Here is a 23,487-nt window from a genome sequence, read left to right on the forward strand (position 1 = left end):
TTTGGAGGTGTAATATGAGTGAAAAAATAACAGAAAAACAAGATGTAGATGTACTTAGTTTTGAGGATGGTATGTCAGCAGAAAAAGCTAAAAATGCAAAAAAGACTACTAAAAGATTATTGAAATATATGAAAAAACAAAAATTTAAGTTATTAATGATTTTTATTTCAGTATTAGTAAGTTCAGCTCTTACAGTTTTAGCACCAATGGTTATGGGAAAAGCTATTGACCAATTATTTAATGGGATTAAGACTGCAGTTCAAACAGGTACAAAGTTCAGTGTGAATTTTAGTACTATGGGAGGTATAATATCAATACTTCTAGGGTTATATTTGATTAGTGCAGTATTCATATATATACAACAATATATTATGTCAGGGGTTGCACAAAATTTAGTTCTTAACATGAGAAAAGATTTAAGTGATAAATTAAATAAGCTTCCTCTTAAGTACTATGATTCCCACAAAAAAGGGGAAACACTTAGTATCGTAACAAATGATTTAGAGAAGGTAGCAGATAGTTTACAAGAAGGGTTAATGCAACTTATTACGGCAGTGGTCACAGTGATTGGTTCTATTGTAATGATGATAAGCATAAGTATACCACTTACAATAGTATCAGCTGTAACATTGCTTGTTTCCTTAGGTATTACTGTTATAATTGCAAGAAAATCACAAAATAGATTTTCAGAAAATCAAAAAGCATTGGGAGAATTAAATAGCAATATAGAAGAGATGTTTACTGGTCAAATAGTAGTCAAGGCATTTAGTAAAGAAAAAGATACTATAAAAAACTTCAAAGAATTAAATCAAAATCTTTATAATGCTAGTAGAAAAGCTCAATTCTCATCATATGCTATATCTCCAATTATTAGATTTATAAATCAAATTGGGTATGTTATTATAGCAGTTGTGGGAGGTGTATTTGCATCAACTGGAGCAATGACTCTTGGTAGTATACAGGCGTTTATACAATATGTAAATCAAGCATCAGAGCCTACTACAGAGATATCTTATATTGTAAATATGCTTCAAGCTGCAATTGCATCTGCAGAGAGAGTTTTTAAAGTTATGGATGAAGTTGAAGAAATAAAGGACAAAGAAGATTCAAAAGTTATCAATATGCCTAAAGGTAAAGTGGAATTTGAACGTGTTAAATTTGGATATAGTGATGATTCTATTCTTATGAAAGATATTAATATTAAATTGAATGCAGGAGATAAGATTGCAATTGTTGGACCTACAGGAGCTGGGAAGACAACTCTTGTAAATTTACTTATGAGGTTTTATGAGATACAAGGTGGAAGAATTACTATTGATGGAGTTAATATAAAAGACTTAAAACGTGGAGAACTTAGAACTATGTTTGGAATGGTTCTACAAGATACATGGCTATTTAATGGTAGTATAAAAGAAAATATTGCTTATAGTAAGTCAGATGCTACAATGGATGAGATTGTAAATGCAGCAAAATCAGCAAGAGTAGACCACTTTATAAGAACTTTACCTCAAGGTTATGATACCGTATTGACTGAGGACGCTTCTAATCTATCTCAAGGTCAGAAACAACTTTTAACAATTGCCAGGGCAATACTTTCAGACCCATCAGTGTTAATTCTTGATGAGGCAACCTCTAGCGTAGATACTAGAACAGAGGTTGAGATTCAAAAGGCAATGAATAACTTAATGAAGGGAAGAACTAGCTTCGTTATTGCACATAGATTATCCACTATTCGTGATGCGGATTTAATATTAGTAATGAAAGAAGGTACTATTATTGAACAAGGAAATCACAAAGAACTTATTGAAAATAAAGGATTTTATGAAGAACTTTATAATAGCCAATTTTCAAGTGAATATGACGAAGAAGTTGTGTAATTAAAATAATTAATATGATAAGAAATAGATAGACTTATTTTAAATAAGTCTATCTATTTTTCATTTGAAACAACTAAATCAATAAATAATTGCATAAGGGGACTAATCCACTTATTTTTATGATGGCCACATACTGCTACAATGCTTCTATCATCTAACTCTGTATCTATTGCACATAGTTCTCCTGTCTTCAAATCATCTTCTACTGCAAACGTAGGAAGGTATGACACTCCCATATCATTTTTTACTAAATTTTTAATAGTAGGTATACTCCAGAGTTCAATCGTATGGTCTAGAGTAATATTTTTTTCATTTAAATATGATTCAAACATTTGTCTAAAAATACATGCTGGCTCATCTATTATGAAAGGTATATCTAATTCTTGGTTTGGAGTAATAAAATCAGGGAATTGTTTTTTTACTTTTGGAGATGCAACTAGTGTCAAAGGTGATTCTCCAACAGTATAGGTAGAAATAGAATTTCCCAAGCCTCCAATATCTTTATAAAATATTCCTAAATCAATGCTTCCTGCAAGCAAAGAATTTCTAATATCATAGCAATTCATTGAGCGAAGAAATAGCCTTGCATTTGGTGCCATTTCATGAAAACGTTTTAAAATAGGAGGTATTTTATAACAAATAAGAGTTTCTCCCATTGCGATATGTAAATCACCACGTAACTCAGACAAGTCAGTACCAAAATTCTTCATTTTATCAACAGAACATAGAACGTCATCCACATAAGGTATTAGATTTTTGCCAGCTTTAGTTAGAACCATTTTTCTTCCTATCTTTTCAAATAAGTGTGTAGATAGCTCTTGTTCTAACTGTTGTACTTGGAATGTTATTGTTGATTGTGTGTAATTGAGTTTATTTGCTGCTTTAGAAAAACTACCTTCTTCTATTATGGTTTTAAAAGTTTGTAGGTATTTAAAATACATGCTCATCCTCATTTCATTCAAAATAATTGAAGTATAGATTTAAATATTTCGATTTTTTTTATTGTTTGATTTATAGTATTATAATATAAAAGGAGAGTGATTACAAGTGTTGAGTGAAGTTTTATTGTCTTTTTTACCATACGCATTTGTTACAGGTTTTACACCAGGACCTAATAATATTCTTGCATTAAACACAATTAGTAATAATGGATGGAAAAAAGGAAAGTCAGTGGTTATAGGAATTAGTATGGGATTTATATGTATTATGTTTATATGTGCTCTTGGATGCCTTGAATTATCAAAGTTTATACCAATGATTACTGGTATTATGAAGTACATAGGAGCACTTTATATTATTTGGTTAGCAATACAAGTAGCTAAGAGCAAGCCAAACAATGATAGTGATGTGAAGAAAGAATCCTTTTGGACTGGATTTATTCTGCAGTTTGTCAATGTAAAAATTATAATATTTGCTATTACTGTATATACAGGGTATGTAATACCTGTGTCACAGTCAGTTGAATATTTATTATCAGCAGCAGTTTGTAATAGTATTGTAGGCATATCTGGGACTTTGACATGGGCTCTAGCAGGAGGTATTTTACAAAAATATATAAACAAGCATTATAAAGTAATTAATATTATTATGGCACTAGTACTTGTTTGGAGTGCAGTAAAACTAATTTTAACATAATTAAGCATATAAATTTAATTATTTAGTATTATAAATTTAGAAGATGGAATTATGGATTATATCATTTTGAATAAGAAACTTGATTTTTTATTTGAAATATTTAATTTATCTATAAATAACATCTTCTTTTTTTTACCTCTAAAACAACTATTCATTGACTATACAGAATCTAATACCATATAAAATTTAATAAATTTATAGAAATCTCATCAGCTTAATCTTGTTTGCCACATATATGCCATAAAGATGCACTTATTTTACGGAGATTTAACAAAGTCAAGTGAAGTATACTCTAAATATAAAATAAATCAAACATAGTTAAATGAATTGAGAGGTGATAATAATGGATAAGAAGTTAAACTATAGATTTGAGATGAAACACAAAATAACTGAAGCTGATGTCCTAGCTTTAAAATCAAGGCTTTATCCAATAATGAAAAAAGATAGAAATGCATCAAAAGATGGAAAGTATCTTATCAGAAGTTTATATTTTGACACTCCTGAAGATAAAGCACTTTTAGATAAGTTAAATGGAGTTGCAATGAGAGAAAAGTTTAGAATAAGATTTTATAATAATGACCTTTCTTATATAAAATTGGAGAAGAAAATAAAACATTATAATATGACATCAAAACTGTCAGCTAGTTTAACTAAAAAAGAAGTAGAGAAGATATTAAAAAATGACATTGAGTTTTTAAAAGAATCGACAAACTGCTTATTAAGAGAATTTTATTTAAAAATAAAATGTGAAAGATTGGAGGCAAAAAGTATAGTTGATTATGATAGAGAAGCTTTTGTCTATCCACTTGGAAATGTAAGAGTTACAATCGATAGCAATATTAAGACTTCTGTAAATTCAGTCAATTTATTCAATAAAGAATTGCCAACAGTATCAGTTATTGATGAAAATATGACTGTATTAGAAGTTAAATATGATGAGTTTATACCAGATTTTATAAAAGATTTGGTTCAGATTAATAAAACTACTTCTACAGCAGTTTCAAAGTATGCATCAAGTAGATTGTATATATAGGATTTAAATTCAAATTTTAGGTAAAGAGCGTCCAAATAAAATAAAAAAATTAAAAAATAGGAAGGATGATTTTAGTTATGACGTTTAACGATATTTTTAAATCAAGTTTTATAGAAAATGTATCAGGTTTTTCATTTGTAGATAGTGCTTTAGCTCTAGGTTCAGCATTTTTAGTAGGTTTGTTTATATATATGATTTACAAAAAAACCTATATGGGTATTATGTATTCTCGACCATTTAATGTGTCACTTGTAGCACTTACAATGCTTACAACTTTCGTAATATTGGCAGTTACATCAAATGTAGTTTTATCTCTAGGTATGGTTGGTGCTTTATCTATAGTAAGATTTAGAACAGCAATTAAAGACCCAATGGATTTGGTATTTCTATTTTGGTCATTAGGCTCAGGCATAGTTTTAGGTGCAGGTTTGATTCCATTAGCTGTTATGGGTTCAATAATCATGGGATTGATTCTAATATTCTTTTCAAACAAAACAATATCTGAAACACCATATATATTGATGGTAAATTGTAATAATGAGAATTCAGAAGATATTGCAACTGACAAAATTAAAAAAGTATTTTCTAAATATCAAATAAAATCAAAAAGTGTTACACCAGAAAAAGGTATAGAATTGGTATTTGAAGTAAGAATGAAAGACGGAGAAACAAGTCTTATAAATGACTTAAGCCAAGTCGATGGAGTTACTAATGCAGTTCTTGTAAGTTATAATGGTGACTATGTAGCATAGAGAGGAGTAATCTTTTATGAAAGATAAAAAATTTACCCTTCTTATCTCAATTATGGTTATATTTTTATGTGCAGTAGTTGGAGTTTACAGTACATATGGTAATAAAAATGTTGATTTATATAGCAATGTATATATTGAAAAATATTTTGACAGAGACAAGGTTATGGAAGTTAATATAGAAATAGATGAAAGTGACTTGGAAGATATAAATGAAAATGCTATAAAAGAAGAATTTAAAGTTGCAAAAGTAACTGTAAATGGAGACACATATGGAAACGTTGGTATAAGAACTAAAGGAAATTCAAGTCTTACATCTGTAGCAAATAGTGATAGTGATAGATATAGCTATAAGATTAATTTCGATAAATATAATACTAGTCAAAGTATGGAAGGTCTTACTCAATTAAACCTTAATAACTGTTATTCTGACCCATCTTATATGAGAGAATTTTTAACTTATAGTGTCTGTGAGGAGATGGGATTAGCTACTCCAGAATTTGCATATGCTAAAGTTTCTATAAATGGTGAATATCATGGATTATATTTGGCAGTAGAAGGGTTAAAAGAATCTTATCTTGAAAATAATTTTGGAGATGTAACTGGAGACTTATACAAATCAGATGAAGGAGCCTCATTACAATATGAGGGTGATGACCCAGATAGTTACTCAAATCTAATCGTTGAAAGTGACAAGAAAACTGCTGATTGGTCTAAAGTTACAAAACTACTAAAATCTTTAGATACAGGTGAGGATGTTGAAAAATATCTTGATGTAGATTCTGTCCTCAAAAATATAGCAATAAGTACAGCTTTATTAAATCTTGATAGTTATCAAGGTAGTTTCGCTCATAATTACTATTTATATGAACAAGATGGAGTGTTTTCTATGTTGCCATGGGACTTTAATATGTCATTTGGTGGATTTAGTGGTTTTGGTGTAGGTAGTCAATCTATAGCTATTGATGAACCTACAACAGGTAATTTGGAAGATAGACCTTTAATATCTGCATTATTAAAAAATGATACATATAAAGCTAAGTATCATGAATACCTAGAAGAAATAGTAACCAAGTACTTGGATTCAGATTATCTGGAAAATATGACAACAAAATTACATGACTTGATAGCATCATATGTAAAAGAAGACCCAACAGCATTTTATACTTATGAAGAATTTGAAAAAAATATAACATCTTCAATTGAAGACTCTAGTGATAATAAGGGATTTGGTGATAAAGAATCTAATAATAAAGAATCTAATAATAAAGATTCTAACAATGAAAATAAGAGTTTTGAAAACAAAAGTAATGAAAAAGAAGTTAATGCTGAATTAACATTAAGCAAAGCCAAAACTAATACGGATAATGATACTCAAAATAACACTACAGATAATAGTGAAAATGAGAATAATACAAATACCAATAAAAGTGGTGATGATACTAATGAAAAGTCAGGAGGGCCTATGGGTAAAGGTGGAAAGTCAATACCAGGAGTTTTAGAAGTTGCAGAAAATATGAGTAAAACTATAAAAGCTCAATTAAGTGGAGAATCTTCTTCAACTAAGGAAACTTCTGATGATAATAGTTCAAGTGAAAGTAAAGACACAGAAAATTCTGATGATAAGATGAGTGGCATGCCAGAGCCACCTGAAGGCATGGATGGTAAAACACCACCAGGAATGGGAAATATGGATAAGGGTGATATGAATGGTAAAAATGGAGATATGAATATAGATAGAAGTCAAGGTAATCCAAAGGAAGCTGGGGGTTTTGGTAATAAAGGAGGCGACTCTATGAATAAAACAACAACATACTCTAAATTAATTTTAGGTGGAGTTTCAATGATAATCATGTCAGTTATGCTAGTAGGTGTATCAAAGATAAACCGAAGAAGATTTATAAAGTCAAAATAGATTCAGATACAAATAATATTGATACTGTTAAGTAAATATCTACTTAACAGTATTTTTTTATTTTAATATCTTTGTTTTTAATAAAAAGTATTTTCTTATTAGTGTTAGATTAATAATCGTTGTAATTTCGTACATTTATAATTTTACAATGATATAGTAAAATTTGATTCTATTAAAAAAGTACATAGAAAAAAACGATTAGACAAAGTATGAAAAGTATAATACGATTATTTTGGGGTAAATGGAAAATAAATTTATATTTTGTAGAAATATCCATAAAAATAAATGTTTTAAATTTAACTTATATTAAAGTAAAGAGTGATGTGTAAGTTTAAAAATTATAAAACTAAATTATGGTATATAAATAAAGTTTAAATTCATGTAAATAAAAATATCATCAAGTAATGTACAAATATTTAGAAGAATAGTTATGCCACAGGCTATAAGAGTAGCTATACCTGCATTATCTAATCACTTTGTAGATTTAATTAAGGGTTCATCACTAGCTTTTACTATAGGGGTAATAGAAATAATGGCAACAGCAAATTATAATGGCGGTAGTAAATATAAATATCTAGAAGCTTTCTTAGTAGCAGGATTTGTGTATTGGTTCATATTATTTGTATTTGGATTTATTCAAAAGAAAATAGAAGAAAAACTAAATACTGCATACTAACAATAATATTACATAATAAAATAAAAGCTATTTAAATATAATAAAATATGTTTAAATAGCTTTTATTATTTAATTATAAATAAAATTGAAAATATAGTGTTTAATTGTAGAAAACATAAATTATTTCTTCGAAAAAATAATCTGAAAATTTGTAACCAAATTGTAATAAAATGGTAGTTATTTAGCATAAAATGATGTATCATAGAGTTAGATTATAAAATTTATAAGATAGGATTTTTGCACGAAAACTGCTGACTTTTGGTATTTAAGGTGAGTAGTTAAATTATGTTTAGGAGGGGTAGATTTTGTTACAAAAAGTATTATGGAAATTTTCAAAGCTGGTTTTAGGTCTATTTATATGTTCAATTGGTATAGTATTGACGATAAATTGTAACCTAGGTTTATCTCCTTGGGATGTGTTTCATCAAGGTCTTTCAAATCATGTAGGAATAACTATAGGGACTGCCTCTATAATTGTAGGCTCTATAGTAGTTATAGCTGATGTTATTCTAGGCGAAAATGTAGGATGGGGAACTGTATTCAATATGTTATTAATTGGCTTTTTTATGGACTTACTTCTATATACTAACTTAATTCCAAAGACGGATAGTGTATTAATAGGAATAATTATGTTAATTTTAGGTTTGGGGCTTGTAGCTCTTGGAATGGTATTTTACATGGGAAGTGGTCTAGGAAGTGGACCCAGAGATGGTTTGATGGTTGCTCTTCAAAAGAAAACAGGAAAATCACTTAACTTAATAAGAGGAACTATAGAAGTTGGTGCATTAATAGTTGGATTTTTCTTAGGTGGAAAAGTTGGCATAGGAACTATAATAAGTGCATTTGGTCTAGGATATCTTACACAAATATTATTCAATTTGTTTAAATTAGATTGTAGTAAAATCAAACATAGATTTATAATAGATGATATAAAATTTATAAAATTGTATGTGAGCGGAGATAAAAAACCTGCTACTCAAAATATGGCTAAATAGCTCTATAAAGAATTAATTAGAAGTATATAGTAATTATAAATAAAAATTTTCTTGTAAATATATAAAATTTCAAATATTAAAAGATATGGATTGCTAAAAAACTATAAAATATAGATTTTTAGCAATTTTTTATTTACTTAACATATTCTAAGACTTTAAAAGCTTTTATATATGTTATATGAATTGATTTATTTATAATTAGAGATACTAAACTTTATAGATATTAATATAAACACATTCAAATTGTGTATTTTCAAAGCCTTTAAAATACTTGTATTTATTCTAACTAAAAAAATAAAAAAATTAGCAAAAAAGTCTTGTATTATATCTAAATTTTATATATAATTACCTATGTTGTTTACAAATTTTAAACTCAATGTTTAGTAAACAAAATGTTTAGTAAAATAAAACAAAAATTAGGAGGTGCAACATGGATATAGGTGAAAAGATAAAAAGATTAAGAACAGAAAAACAACTGACCCAGGAAGAGTTAGCTAATAGATGTGAATTGTCAAAAGGATTTATTTCTCAACTAGAAAATAACTTAACATCACCATCCATAGCTACCCTTATAGATATACTTGAGATATTAGGTACAAATTTAAGGGAATTTTTTAATGAAATAGATGACGAAAGAATTAGTTTTACAAAAGAAGACATGTTTGAAACTGAAGATGAAGATTTAAAATATAAATTAAAGTGGTTAATTCCAAATTCACAAAAAAATGAAATGGAGCCAATAATAATAACATTGTATCCAGGTGGACAATATAAAGAAGAAAAGCCACATGAAGGTGAAGAATTTGGATATGTATTAGCAGGTTCAATATATGTTCATATAGGCGAAAAGAAAAATAAGGTAAAAAAAGGAGAAAGCTTTTACTTTAGACCAAGAGCAAATCACTATATATCAAACGAAGGTAAAACGACAGCAAAAGTGATTTGGGTAAGTACGCCACCATCATTTTAGAATAGAGGTGTTTAATAAGTGGTAGAAAATATAATAGAATTAAGAGATATATCTAAGCATTATGAGGAACTTACTGTTTTAGATAATTTCAATTTAGATATAAAGAAAAATGAGTTTTTAACTTTACTTGGACCAAGTGGATGTGGAAAAACTACTACATTAAAAATAATAGCAGGTTTTGAGTATGCTGATGATGGTAAAGTTTTATTTGAAAGTAAAGAGATAAATAATTTGCCACCATATGAAAGACAAGTAAATACAGTGTTTCAAAAATATGCTTTATTTCCACATATGGATGTATATGAAAATGTAGCTTTTGGACTAAAAATTAAAAAGACTCCAAAAGATGTAATAGATGCTAAAGTGAAAGAGGTTTTAAAACTTGTTGCACTAGAAGGCTTTGAAAGACGACAAGTTGACTCATTAAGTGGAGGACAACAACAGAGGATTGCAATAGCAAGAGCTTTAGTTAATGAACCAAAAGTATTGTTACTAGACGAGCCACTTGGAGCATTAGATTTAAAATTAAGACAAGAAATGCAAATAGAATTAAAAAGAATTCAAAAAAAATTAGGAATAACATTTGTGTTTGTAACTCATGACCAAGAAGAGGCTCTTACTATGTCAGATACTATTGTTGTAATGTATAAAGGTAAAATACAACAAATGGGAACACCTCAAGATATATACAATGAACCTAAAAATTCATTTGTAGCAAAGTTTATAGGTGAAAGTAATATATTTGATGGAATTATGATGGAAGATTATAAAGTAAATTTCTGTAATAGAGAGTTTGAGTGCGTAGATAAAGGATTTGAAAAAAATGAAAATATAGAAGTAGTAATAAGACCAGAAGATATAAAAATGGTAAAGCCAGAAGAAGGAATGTTAAAGGGGAAAGTTACATCTACAGTATTTAAAGGAGTGCACTATGAAATAGAATTAAATGAAAATGGAAGATTGTGGATACTTCATAATACTAAAAATGCTGAAGTTGGAGTAGAACTAGGCATGGACATATATCCAGAAGACATCCATATAATGAGAAAAGAGAGTAACTAATATGAAGAAGAAATCTTTTTTAGCATATCCATATGTAGTTTGGAGTGCGATATTTGTAATAATTCCTTTAATACTAGTAGTATTTTTCAGTTTTACAAAAGACTCAAGTACAGGTTATGCATTTACACTTGAGAATTATAAAGAAGTAATAGACCCTATATATATTAAAGTATTTGCTCGTTCTATTCTTTTAGCAGGAGTAGCTACATTGATATGTCTTGTAGTTGGTTATCCAGTGGCATATATAATTTCAAAAGCTCATGTAAGTAGAAGAGGTTCATTAATACTGTTGTTTATTCTTCCTATGTGGATGAATTTTCTTTTAAGAACGTATGCATGGGTAGCTATATTAGGAAAAAATGGACTTTTAAATACGTTTTTAGGATGGTTTGGAATACAGCCATTAGCAATTTTGTATACTAATGTTGCTATACTTTTAGGTATGGTATATAACTTTTTACCATTTATGGTTCTTCCAATATATACAGCACTTTCAAAGATGGATAATGATTTAATAAATGCTGCTCATGATTTAGGTGCAAATAACATGACAGTATTTAGAAAAATTATATTTCCTTTGAGTTTGCCTGGAGTAATGTCTGGAATAACTATGGTATTTATGCCAGCAGTTACTACTTTTGCAATATCAAGACTGCTAGGTGGAGGTAAAATAATGTTAGTTGGAGATTTAATTGAACAACAATTCACAGTTGTTGGAGATTGGAACTTTGGCTCAGCTATATCGATATTTATGATGATAGTAATATTAATATCCATGTCGATAATGTCAAAATTTGGAGATGAATCTGACAAAGAAGGTGGTGGGTTACTATTTTAAAATTAAAGAAAATAACTTCTAATATATATTTAGCATTAGTATTCTTATTTTTGTATGCACCCATATTTGCATTGGTACTATTTTCTTTTAATGATTCAAAATCAATGGCAAGATGGAATGGATTTACATGGAAATGGTATGGTCAATTACTTCAAAATGAAAGTATAATGAGTGCTTTATATTACACTGTTGTTATAGCTATATTAGCATCTGTAATATCAACAATAGTAGGAACTATAAGTGCTATAGGGATACATAAGATGAGAGGGAAGAGTAAAAAATTAATACTGAATGTAAACTACCTTCCTATTTTAAATACAGAAATAGTTACAGCAGTAGCCCTTATGAGTCTATTTGTATTTGTAAAAATGGAATTTGGTTTTACAACAATGTTATTAGCACATATAATGTTTTGTTTGCCATATGTTATACTTTCAGTTTTACCAAAAATGAAGCAATTACCTGATAATATAGAAGATGCAGCTATGGACTTAGGAGCAACACCTATGTATGCTCTTAGAAAAGTAATTTTACCACAAATAAAACCAGGTATAGTTTCTGGATTTTTGATTGCATTTACTATGTCAATAGATGACTTTATAATAAGTTTCTTTAATGCTGGAAATGGTGTAAGTAATCTTTCTATAGAAATCTATGGAATGGCTCGAAGAGGTATAAAGCCTGAAATAAATGCATTATCAACGATAATGTTTGCGGTGGTTTTAGGATTACTTCTATTGGCTAATAAAAAAGAATCTATAGTAAGGGGGACTAAATAATGATTAAGTTTAAGAAAATAATATCCCTTATAACTGTAGGTATGATTACAGCAACTTTATTTACAGGATGTAATAAATCAACAGATTCTACAAAGGTTCTAAATGTATATAATGTTGGTGATTATATAGATGAATCTCTTATAGATAAGTTTGAAAAAGAAACAGGAATAGAAGTTCAGTATTCAACTTATGATACTAATGAAATGATGTATCAAAAGGTTAAGAGTGGTAGCACTCATTATGATTTAGTTTTTCCATCAGATTATATGGTGGAAAAAATGAAAAATGAAGGTCTTTTGGAAAAAATAGATTTTAAAAACATACCTAATATGAAGTATTTAGATAAGAGTTTTTTAAATCCTGTATATGATGACACTAATGAATATAGTGTTGCATATATGTGGGGTACTCTTGGAATCTTATATAATAAAAAAGAAGTTAAAGAGCCTATAGATAGTTGGAATATACTTTGGAATCCAAAATATAAAGGAAACATGATGATGTTTGACTCTGTTAGAGATACTATAGGGATAACCCTTAAAAAATTAGGATACAGTATGAATAGTGTAAATCCAAAAGAAATAAATGAAGCAAAAAATCTTTTAATAAAGCAAAAGGATTTGGTCTTAGCATATGTAAACGACGAAGGAAAAGATAGATTATTAGGTGGAGAAGTTGCAATGGGGATGTTGTATTCTGGAGATGCAGTTACATTGATGGATCAAAATCCTGACCTTGATTATGCTATACCTAAAGAAGGTACAAACAAGTGGGTGGATGCTATGTGTGTACCTACAACAGCACAAAATAAAAAAGAAGCTGAGTTATTTATAAACTTCTTGCTAGACCCAGAAAATGCAAAAGTAAATGCTGAGTATATTGGATATTCAACACCTAATACAGGAGCACTAAAGTTATTGGACCCAGAAATAACTAGCAATCCTGTTGCATATCCATCTAAGGATGTACTTGCTAAATGTGAAACTTTTGAAGATATTGGTGAAAACATCAAGTTATACGATAAGGCTTGGATAGAGTTAAAATCAAAATAGAGTATTATTTATTTAATAATATTTACTTAATAAAACTGTTCTTATTTAGAAATTATTTTCTAATTATTGAACAGTTTTATTTTTTTGCTTATACATAAATATGTGTATGTTATAGATATATATAATTTATTTACTATAAATACATACATGATAATTATTTTAAAGATAAGCAAATAGATAGCATTAATCTTAAATATTTGCTTGTTTTTTTATTATTTATTTATATATATATAATTTAATTTATTTTTATTAAGTTAAAAAATTATTTACATATTGATTTTAATAATAATTAGAAAAAATGGGCAACTTAATAAAATAATTGGAGGTGTAAATTTATAAAAAATGAATGGGACAAATAAAAAGATAGATTTATTAATGTTAAGTTTGTTTGTTTTTATATTTTTAATTGTTGGGATAGTAATACTATCTATTAGAATAGAAAATAAACTGAATGTATTTATAATGTTATCAGTTATTTTTTTTATAATAATGTTAACTTATTTATCAAACTCAGTAGTTGGTTTAATAACAAGTTCAATAACTATATTTATATATACATCCTATATTTTATATAACAATATTACTCACAATATAGATGTTGAGTTTATATCATATATATGGATAATAGCAATACCAATATCTTCAATTATAATGGGGAACATAAATAAAAACATAAATGAATTACAACTTACAAATATAAAATTAACTGAACAATATAAGGAACTAGTAACTATAGATAATGAAACTGGGCTTAGAAACTTAAAAATTTTTTATAATGATGTAAATATGGAAATAAGTAAGTCAGTCAGATATACTACTACTTTTTCTCTTATGATAGTAAAATTACCATATTATGAAAACCTACAGACTATATTTGGTGAAAGTAAAACTAACAAAATAGTAAAATATATTAGTTCAAATATTGTGGAATGTACAAGAAATGAAGATATAATATACAGTTTACAAAAAGATATGATAGGAATACTGATGCCAAACACAGCATTAGAAGGCTCAAAAGTTGTTAGAGATAGAATAAAGAAGAGGATAAAAGAGTTAAACTTAGATTTAAATAATAAAGGAAGATATGTAAATATAGATGTGAAAATTGCAATTTTAGAGTATAAAGATACTTTTGGAGACAGTATAAATTTTAAGAATATGGTTGAAGAGGAATTGCAGTATGATGTTTAAAACTTACAATAAAAATTTATCTAAAGTGTTAATTGTGCTTTTAATAGTATTGATAATGTCAAATTTTAATATATGCTCATATGCGGTAGAGACTTATTCTAATACAAATAAGGTACTGGTTATTTATGATTCTAAGAAAGAAACATCTTACAATCGAGATATCTTGAAAATTGTGAGGACTCTATTAGGTAGATTTAGCTCAAATATAGAGTTATTAAAATTAAGCAACTATGATAATGAGATAAATGAAACTTATTATAGTCATATATTTATTATAGGAATAAATGAAAATTCATATAGTAATGATGAAAAAACTAACACCTTAATTAATTCATTAGATTCCTATAAAGGAGTCATCTGCTGGTTAGGGCATGGTATAGAAAATCTGTTGGAATATAAGAAATATAACTTAGAATATGTAAAAAAAACAAATAATATAAACAGTGTAACCTATAAAGGTAAAGAGTATAACTTGGAGGAACACTATTTATTTAATATTGTAAAATCAACAGATAAAAACAATAAAATTATAGGAACTATTAGTGATACAGTAAATGAATATCCGTATATTGTAAATGATAAAAATCTTTTCTATGTGTCAAAGTTGGATTTAGATGGTGTTTTATTTTATATATTTTGTGATTCACTAAATGATGTGTTTAATGTTAAAACTTTCAATAAAGGTCGTATATTCGTAAGAATAGAAGATGTACATGCATTTAGAGAACCAAAAGAATTAATAAAAATAGCTGATTATTTAAGCAATAAGAATATACCATTTACAATTGCTTTGATACCAGCTTATGTAAATCCTAAAAATCATAAGATAACGACTTTATCAGAAAGCCCTGAGATTGTTAAAGCAGTAAAATATATGCAAGATAAGGGTGGTACAGTGATATTACATGGATACACACATAAATATAAAAATGAAGAAGTTTCTGGAGAAGGATATGAATTTTGGGATGGGGAAAAAGATGAGCCATTAAAAGAAAATATGACAATTTTTGTGAAAGATAGGGTTTTAAAAGGGCTTAGAATATGTATAGAAAATGGAATTTATCCTCTTGCATTTGAAGCTCCTCATTATGCAATAGAATCTGAAGGATATAAAGAATTAAAAAAATATTTTTCTACTTATGTAGGGCAACATCAAAATAATGATAAAAAATTTAGCACAAATACGTATCCATATGTAATTAGAGATACAGAAGAATTTAACATATTCATTCCTGAAAATTTGGGATATATAGACCCAGAAGATAAACTTACTTTTCAAAACATAAAAGAAAATTTAGATACACTATCTATTGTCAGAGGTTTTAGTGGTGGTTTTTTCTTTCATTCGTATTTAGATATAAAATATTTGAAAGATACAATAGAATACCTAGAAAAACAAAATATAGAGTTTTTAGATTTAAGAGATTTTGATAATTGGGTAAAGGTTGATGAGATACAAATAAGAAATAATGGTAATGAAATTAAAGTCAACTATGATAGAAATTTAGAAAAAAATAAAGAAGATGAAACTAGGTTTAAATCTATATCTAAAATCAGCAAAATTTTAATATCAATAGTATCTATAAGTGTTTTAGTTTTTGTAATTATATTTATATATTTTAAAAAAATAGATAAAAAGAAATTTTTAAAATAAAAAAGTTTAGATGAAGTGCTAATATTTAAAAAGATTTTAGGTGAATTTTATGAGAGGATTAAATGTATCAGAGTATCTATTTATATTTAGTTTATTTAGTATATGGTCTTTACTACTTATAAATATAGTTTTAGCTATGGGGGGATATCTATTTTATTTTAAGAACTTTGATAAAAAAATAAAAAAAATTGATAGATATCCAGTGGTATCAATACTTGTTCCTGCTCATAATGAAGCAAAGGTGATAGGTAGGACTGTGGAATCTTTATTACTACTTAATTATCCTAAAGATAAAATGGAACTTATTGTGATAAATGACAACTCTTCTGATAATAGTAGAAAAATTTTAGAAAGCATAAAGAGTAAATATAAAAACTATAATTTTACTATTATAAATACAGATAGCATGACTGGAGGTAAGGGAAAATCAAATGCATTAAATATTGGATATAAAATTTCAAAAGGAGAGTTTATAGCAGTATATGATGCAGATAATACCCCAGATAGAGATGCACTTAGGTATTTAATACAAACAATAGTTCTAGATGATGAATTAGGTGCTGTTATTGGAAAGTTTAGAACTAGAAATAAAAGTAAAAATCTATTGACGAAATTTATAAATATTGAAACCTTAAGCTTTCAATGGATGTCTCAAGCTGGTAGATGGCAATTATTTAATTTATGTACAATACCAGGAACTAACTTTATATTGAGAAAAAGTATTATAGAAGAAATTGGGGGATGGGATAGCAAAGCAATTGCAGAAGATACAGAAATTAGCTTTAGAATATATAAGTTAGGATATAAAATAAAGCTTGTGCCACAGTCGATAACATGGGAACAAGAACCAGAAACTATTAAAGTTTGGATAAAGCAAAGGACCAGATGGGCAAAAGGGAATATATACGTTTTAATGAAATATATAAAAAATATATTTAAACAAGGTAAAAATAAAATTGTATTTGATATAGCCTACTTTTTTTCTGTATATTTTCTATTTTTAACATCTGTTATTATCTCAGATATTTTATTTGTTTTAAGTGTATTTAAATTAATAGAGATTTCTATTCCAATCAACTTTATTATAATATGGATACTATCATACATTTTATTTATCATAGAAGTGAGTATAAGCTTAACTATAGAAAAAGGTGAGGCTACAATTGAGAATATATTTATAGTAGCACTTATGTATTTTACATATTCTCAACTATGGCTATTTGTTGCTATAAAAGGAATGGTAGAGTATTTAAAAGATATAATTTTCAAAAGAGAAGTTAAATGGTATAAAACGGAAAGATTTTAATTCATGTACAGGAGGTATTAACATGAAAAAATTTGTTGTATTAATTGTATCTTTAGTATTGTTTTTTTCAAATATCGCATTTGTAGATGAAGTAAAAGCTGATGAAACCAAAGTCAAAAATTATAAGTTTGAAAGAGATGTAACTATTGATGGAGTTATAGGTAGCAATAGTACTTTTTTTGAAGTAAACAAAAATTGGGATGTTGAGGAAGTATTATTTAATCTTAATTTTAGTAAGAGTCAAATATTAAATGGAGATGTTTCAAGTTTAACTATCTTAATAAATAATGTACCAATAAAATCGATTAAACTAAATGCCAAAAAAGATTATAAAGATACATTAAAAGTATCAATACCTAAAGATTATATAATACAAGGATATAATGAAATAAAAGTAAAAGCATATAAAACAATATCTGACAAAATATGTCAGGATGATTCTAACACTGGGAACTGGATGGTTATTCATAAGGAATCTTATACATCAATTAGATATAAGCAGAAAAAATTGGGCAATTCAATAAATGAGTATCCATATCCATATATAGAAATTGAAGAAAATTTTAAATTAGATACAACTTTAGTAGTTCCAGATAATATGAGTAGAGGTGAATCTACAGCTGTGTTTAATTTAGCATCAGAATTTGGAAAAATAACACAGAACGATAAGTTACAGTTTGACGTTAAATTATATTCAGAAATGAAGAACTGGTCAGATGATAACATTATATACATTGGTAAACCTGAAAATACAGCAGAAGAAATTTTGAATATTCTAAGTGCAAAGGAACAAACTTTATTATCTTCAAATTGTATAATTAAGCAGATAAATTCTCCGTATAACAATAATAAGAAGATGCTGGTGGTAATAGGTAGTAATGAAGAAGATTTAATAAAAGCATCTAAAGTATTGATAGACAATAGACTTTCTAATCAAATTCTATCATCATCAATACTTGTAAATAAAGATACTAATATAAAGATTGATGGTGAACAAGAATTAAATTTAGGACATATGACTTTAGAAGAATTAGGATATGCAGATATTTTATTGGAAGGTGCATTTAGTCAACAAGCTTTATTTGATGTTAGAATACCAAAAGGTAGAAAGTTAAATAATGGTTCAAAGATTGTTTTAAATTTAAGATATTCTGATAATTTGGATTTTGACAAGTCATTAGTTACAGTATATATAAATGATGTTGTTGTAGGAAGTAAAAAATTAGATAGAGCATATTCAGACAATGACAAGCTAGAATTAAAAATACCTAAAGATATAGATAATAAAAACTACTATCAAGTTAAGTTGGTGTTTAATTTAAATATAAAAAATTTAAATTGTGTTACAAGAGAAAGTAATAATCCTTGGGCATACGTGTCAAATAGTTCTTACTTGGAATTATCGACAAAAGAAAATCAGTCACTGAATTTTGAAAGTTATCCATATCCATTTGTTAAGAATGATAAGTTTAATGATTTAACTGTAATAATGCCAGATTATTCTGGGTCTCAAGCAATGACATGGATGTCCAGACTAGGTGTTAATTTAGGTGCAAATATTAGTTCACATGAAGGAAACATAAATGTAATTAGAGGAAAAGAGTTTATCAATAAATATAAAGATACGAATATTATAGTTTTTGGAGTACCACTTAACAACTCTGTTATAAAGATGATAAATAGCAACTTAAATGTAAAGTTCAATAAAAACTATTCTAACTTTTTATCAAATGATAAGATAAGCTTTATTGACGATTATGGTAAAAACATTTCATCAATACAATTGATAAAATCACCTTACAATAATCAAAGAAATATTATGGTAATCAGCTCAATAGATGAAAAAAATTTATATTTAGGAATGGATTATTTATTAAATAAAAGTCAAGGCAATGATTTAAAAGGAGATACACTAACAATTGATGAATATGGAGAAGTAAAAGATTTAAATTACAATACAAAAATAAATAAAGAAATAAAAGATTCAAGTAGAGAATTGAATATAAGTAAAACAGCTAAAGTTTTTTTTGTTGTTTCTTTTATTGTTATAACTGTAGCTATAATTCTATCAATATTATTTATCAAGAAATATAAAAGAAGATAATACAGTAAACTTATTATTTTAAAATGAGGTATATGATTTGAATAAAAATATAAACAAATTTAAATTTAAGAAAAATATTTTAATCTTAGGAATTATTTTAACTTTTGTATTTATAATTTATTTTGTAAATATTGAATTAAAAAATAGAAGTTTAGTAGATAGCCAGTATGAGGGCAAGATTAAATCAGCCAATTTATCTATAGATTATGAAATAAATCAAGTTATGAAGGATATAGATAAGCTAGGATTGAATACAATAAATGTACCTATAGTTATAACTGTAGATGATATTAATTCTGATATCATGTCAATAGATACTAATAGCAAAAAAAAGGCAATCAAACTAATAAAAAAATTAAACAAGCAGGGTATTTCCACAATATTGGAAGCATATCCATGGATAAAAAATGGAGAGTTGTATGAGACAGATTGGAATCCTATGAATAAAAAAAGATTTTTTTATAACTGGCAAAATACTGTATTAAATGAACTTATAGAAGATGTAGCAAATCCATTGGATGTAAAGGTTTTAAATGTAGGCTCTAATTTTGTATACCTAGAAGAATATCAACAAAATTGGGGTGAAATAATAGATTTTGTACAATCAAAATTTGATGGTCTTGTAACATATAGAACTAATTGGTGGTATACAAGAAAAGGTGATTTAAATAGTAAATTATCTTATGAACAAAAACTAAATAATAATTTTTTTGATAAGTTAGACTTTATATCCATAGCAGCGTATTTTGAGTTAAGTGATAAATCTGTCAATACAGTTGATGAATTGGTTTCTGCTTTACATTCATCTACTGTGAATAATAGAGGACAAAATATAAAAGAAGAACTATATAATCTTTATAAGGTTCATCGTAAACCGATATTTTTTGGAGAATTAGGCTTTTCAAATAGAGAAAATGCAAGTTCTCAACCATGGAATCATGTTCCTTCAGAAATTATAAATGATGAAGAACAAGCGAGATGCTTTGAAGCATATAGGAGAGTTTTTGAAAAAGAGGATTGGATAAATGGTTTTTCTGTGTTTTGTGTAGGTAAAATTGATGAAGAAAAAAACTTTTATCCATCAAAAGAGAGTATAAAGATTATTAAATCTTGGTATAAATAAATTTGTTATATAAATAGACAATTATAGTATATAAATAGTTGATTAGGAGAGATATAAATGGATGACATCAAGGTTATGACTGTATTTGGAACTAGACCTGAAGCTATCAAAGTAGCTCCTTTAATTAAGGAACTTGAAAAAAGAGAGCATATAAAAAGTATTGTGTGTGTGACAGCACAACATAGAGAAATGCTTGACCAGGTTATAGAAACTTTCAATATAAATGTAGACTATGATTTAGACATAATGAAAAAAGGGCAAAGTTTAAATGATATAACATGTAAAGTTTTAAATGAACTTCCCATGATTATAGATAAAGAAAAGCCAGACGTAATCTTAGTACATGGAGATACAACGACAACTCTAGCTACTAGTTTAACTGCATTTTATAGTAAAGTTCTAGTAGGTCATATAGAAGCAGGACTTAGAACTTATGATAAATATTCTCCATTTCCAGAAGAACTAAATAGACAACTTACAGGAATTATTGCTGATATACACTTTGCTCCTACTAATTTGGCAAAACAAAACCTAATTTCAGAAGGAAAGTCTGAAGACAATATATTTGTAACAGGCAATACTGCAATTGATGCATTAAAGATGACAATAAGAGAAAATTATACTCACCCTATAATGGATAAGCTTGGTGATGACAGAATGATTTTATTGACTTCTCATAGGAGGGAAAACTTAGGAGAACCTATGAGAAATATATTTAGAGCTGTAAAGCGAATAGTAGATGAATTTGAAGATGTACAGGTAGTATATCCTATACATTTAAATCCTGAAATACGTAGTATAGCCAGTGAAGTATTTGGGAAAAACACTAAAAAAATTCACATTATAGAGCCTTTGGAGGTAGTTGATTTTCACAATTTTTTAAACAAATCATATATGATAATGACTGATAGTGGTGGAATACAAGAAGAGGCTCCATCGCTAGGGAAACCAGTACTTGTGTTAAGAAAAAAGACAGAAAGAATAGAAGGTATTGAAGCAAAAACACTTAAATTAATAGGTACAAATGAAGAAAATATATATAATTCTGTAAAACAATTATTAACAAATAGAAATAATTATATTCAAATGAGTAAAGCTTCAAATCCATATGGGGATGGAAATGCAAGCAAGTATATAGTGGATATAATAGTAAAAAAATTTAATTGAAGATACTTAAATTAGCTTTTGTTAGCTTAATTTAAATTTTATATAAGACAGAATTAAAATATAACGACTTAATATAAAAATTATGATAAGATAAGGAATACAATTAGCAAGGGGGAATAATATGGCTAGAAAATGTATAAAAAATTTAGGCAAAAATAAAGCTGTAAGAAGGTTAAAGCTTGTATTTAAGAAGGTATTTATTACTGTGTTTATAATAGCAAGTATAATAGCTGTTTTTAATATAACAAAATATTTTGAAGACTTATATAAGGTAAGAGATATAAAAACTACTAAAATTGAATACTATATGGATGTAGCTGATGAAGCAGGGGGCGGAAAAGTTCAATTAAGCTGGAAGGAGTTACTTGCTATAGATATGGTAATTTATGATGAAGATTTAAGTAATATAAAAAAGAAAGATACATTAAATGTTGGTGAAAAATTTATAGTAGAAGACAAAAATGATAAAGGAGAAAAAGTATACAAGGTAAAAAAGTTTAAGAAAGTATTGAATGAATTGAAATTTGACGCTTCTCAAAAAAGTAGAGCAAAAAAATACATGAAGGATTTAGAATACACATATCTTGGAAATAAGGAACTAAAAGATAGTGATGAAAAAATTAAGTTTATAAAGAAATTAGAAGACTCAGCTATAAGAGAGTATATCGATTATGGTATATTACCATCTATAACAATTGGACAAGCAATATTAGAATCTGGGTGGGGCAATTCTAAACTTACAAAGCAAAGTAATAATTTATTTGGTATAAAGGCAGATAAAGCGTGGAAGGGAAAAAGTGTAGCAATTTCAACTTCTGAACATTATAATGAAAAAATTGTAGCAAGTTTTAGGTCATATGGTTCATTAGAGGACTCTGTAAAAGACCATGGTTTATTTTTAGTAAATAATAAAAGGTATAGAAAAAATGGATTGTTTGAAGCAAAAGACTATATTAGTCAGGCACAAGCATTAGAAGATGCTGGATATAGTACAGCTGAAGATAAAAGTGGGAATCGTATATATGCAGAACTACTAATAGAGGTTATTAGAAGCTATAACTTACAATTAATAGATAATAAAGTGGAAACAAAATAAGGATTAATTCTACATGAAAGTGTAACAAGATAAATTTGTTTTATACAAAAGAATAGAAAAAATGTAAAAAAACATAAAAAAATGTATTGACTTGTTATTTGAAAGGTGATATTATTATTACTGTACTCGAAAGAGAACAAAATGAACTTTGAAAATTAAACAGTAGGTTAATTTATAAAACAAGAAACAAACCATAAAGCCAGATATTTAGATAACAATAGTATCTGAGCCTGATAAACTTTTATTTGAGAGTTTGATCCTGGCT

The 23,487-nt window shown here is 27.2% G+C and carries 20 protein-coding genes; 19 read left to right on the top strand and 1 reads right to left on the bottom strand.

Annotated elements, in window-relative coordinates:
- Positions 1-14: 14 nt before the first annotated feature.
- Complete coding sequence (locus tag IC213_RS14115) at positions 15-1,877, top strand: ABC transporter ATP-binding protein (RefSeq protein ID WP_227863196.1); 1,863 nt, start codon at positions 15-17, stop codon at positions 1,875-1,877.
- A gap of 53 nt (positions 1,878-1,930) precedes the next feature.
- Here IC213_RS14115 and IC213_RS14120 read toward each other — a convergent pair whose 3' ends face one another.
- Positions 1,931-2,818, bottom strand: a complete 888-nt coding sequence (locus IC213_RS14120; protein ID WP_227436635.1) for a LysR family transcriptional regulator — start codon at positions 2,816-2,818, stop codon at positions 1,931-1,933.
- A gap of 106 nt (positions 2,819-2,924) precedes the next feature.
- Here IC213_RS14120 and IC213_RS14125 point away from each other — a divergent pair, with 106 nt between their 5' ends.
- The 18 genes from IC213_RS14125 (at position 2,925) to IC213_RS14210 (ending at position 23,222) form a co-directional block, all read left to right on the top strand.
- A complete protein-coding gene (locus tag IC213_RS14125; RefSeq protein WP_227436633.1) occupies positions 2,925-3,512 on the top strand; it encodes a LysE family transporter in 588 nt (195 codons plus the stop codon).
- A gap of 343 nt (positions 3,513-3,855) precedes the next feature.
- The gene (locus tag IC213_RS14130; RefSeq protein ID WP_227436630.1) at positions 3,856-4,545 is read left to right on the top strand and encodes a polyphosphate polymerase domain-containing protein; all 690 of its coding nucleotides are present in this window, start codon (positions 3,856-3,858) and stop codon (positions 4,543-4,545) included.
- A 77-nt stretch (positions 4,546-4,622) separates the two neighbouring features.
- Positions 4,623-5,297 (top strand): DUF4956 domain-containing protein, encoded by a 675-nt coding sequence (locus tag IC213_RS14135; RefSeq protein WP_407812130.1) that lies wholly within the window; start codon positions 4,623-4,625, stop codon positions 5,295-5,297.
- Between the two features lie 16 nt (positions 5,298-5,313).
- The gene (locus IC213_RS14140) at positions 5,314-7,209 is read left to right on the top strand and encodes a CotH kinase family protein (protein ID WP_227863197.1); all 1,896 of its coding nucleotides are present in this window, start codon (positions 5,314-5,316) and stop codon (positions 7,207-7,209) included.
- A 412-nt stretch (positions 7,210-7,621) separates the two neighbouring features.
- Positions 7,622-7,885 carry an ABC transporter permease subunit gene (locus IC213_RS14145; protein ID WP_227863200.1) on the top strand — a complete coding sequence of 88 codons (264 nt, stop codon included), beginning with the start codon at positions 7,622-7,624 and terminating at the stop codon, positions 7,883-7,885.
- Between the two features lie 305 nt (positions 7,886-8,190).
- Complete coding sequence (locus IC213_RS14150) at positions 8,191-8,880, top strand: YczE/YyaS/YitT family protein (RefSeq protein ID WP_227436626.1); 690 nt, start codon at positions 8,191-8,193, stop codon at positions 8,878-8,880.
- Between the two features lie 430 nt (positions 8,881-9,310).
- Positions 9,311-9,850, top strand: coding sequence for a helix-turn-helix domain-containing protein (locus IC213_RS14155; RefSeq protein ID WP_021383760.1), 540 nt, complete (start codon positions 9,311-9,313; stop codon positions 9,848-9,850).
- A gap of 18 nt (positions 9,851-9,868) precedes the next feature.
- Positions 9,869-10,912, top strand: coding sequence for a spermidine/putrescine ABC transporter ATP-binding protein (potA, locus tag IC213_RS14160; protein ID WP_227436625.1), 1,044 nt, complete (start codon positions 9,869-9,871; stop codon positions 10,910-10,912).
- A 1-nt stretch (position 10,913) separates the two neighbouring features.
- The gene (locus IC213_RS14165) at positions 10,914-11,750 is read left to right on the top strand and encodes an ABC transporter permease (RefSeq protein WP_227436623.1); all 837 of its coding nucleotides are present in this window, start codon (positions 10,914-10,916) and stop codon (positions 11,748-11,750) included.
- 104 nt (positions 11,751-11,854) lie between these two features.
- The gene (locus IC213_RS14170; protein WP_227436781.1) at positions 11,855-12,529 is read left to right on the top strand and encodes an ABC transporter permease; all 675 of its coding nucleotides are present in this window, start codon (positions 11,855-11,857) and stop codon (positions 12,527-12,529) included.
- Complete coding sequence (locus IC213_RS14175; protein WP_227436621.1) at positions 12,529-13,581, top strand: spermidine/putrescine ABC transporter substrate-binding protein; 1,053 nt, start codon at positions 12,529-12,531, stop codon at positions 13,579-13,581. Before IC213_RS14170 ends, IC213_RS14175 begins: the two co-directional genes overlap by 1 nt.
- A 342-nt stretch (positions 13,582-13,923) precedes the next feature.
- Positions 13,924-14,772 (top strand): diguanylate cyclase domain-containing protein, encoded by an 849-nt coding sequence (locus tag IC213_RS14180; RefSeq protein ID WP_227863198.1) that lies wholly within the window; start codon positions 13,924-13,926, stop codon positions 14,770-14,772.
- Positions 14,762-16,426, top strand: coding sequence for a DUF2334 domain-containing protein (locus tag IC213_RS14185; RefSeq protein ID WP_227482918.1), 1,665 nt, complete (start codon positions 14,762-14,764; stop codon positions 16,424-16,426). Before IC213_RS14180 ends, IC213_RS14185 begins: the two co-directional genes overlap by 11 nt.
- A 49-nt stretch (positions 16,427-16,475) precedes the next feature.
- A complete protein-coding gene (locus IC213_RS14190) occupies positions 16,476-17,732 on the top strand; it encodes a glycosyltransferase family 2 protein (protein WP_227863199.1) in 1,257 nt (418 codons plus the stop codon).
- Positions 17,733-17,754: 22 nt separating this feature from the next.
- Complete coding sequence (locus tag IC213_RS14195; protein WP_227860808.1) at positions 17,755-19,836, top strand: cellulose biosynthesis cyclic di-GMP-binding regulatory protein BcsB; 2,082 nt, start codon at positions 17,755-17,757, stop codon at positions 19,834-19,836.
- Between the two features lie 37 nt (positions 19,837-19,873).
- A complete protein-coding gene (locus IC213_RS14200; protein ID WP_227436611.1) occupies positions 19,874-20,959 on the top strand; it encodes a glycoside hydrolase family 113 in 1,086 nt (361 codons plus the stop codon).
- A gap of 57 nt (positions 20,960-21,016) precedes the next feature.
- Entirely contained in the window at positions 21,017-22,126 is a 1,110-nt protein-coding gene (wecB, locus tag IC213_RS14205; protein WP_227436609.1) for a non-hydrolyzing UDP-N-acetylglucosamine 2-epimerase, read from the top strand.
- A 121-nt stretch (positions 22,127-22,247) separates the two neighbouring features.
- Entirely contained in the window at positions 22,248-23,222 is a 975-nt protein-coding gene (locus tag IC213_RS14210; protein WP_227436607.1) for a glucosaminidase domain-containing protein, read from the top strand.
- Positions 23,223-23,487: the final 265 nt, after the last annotated feature.

The sequence above is a fragment of the Clostridioides sp. ES-S-0049-02 genome (genome assembly GCF_020658465.1).
In the GTDB taxonomy this organism is placed as follows: Bacteria; Bacillota; Clostridia; order Peptostreptococcales; family Peptostreptococcaceae; genus Clostridioides.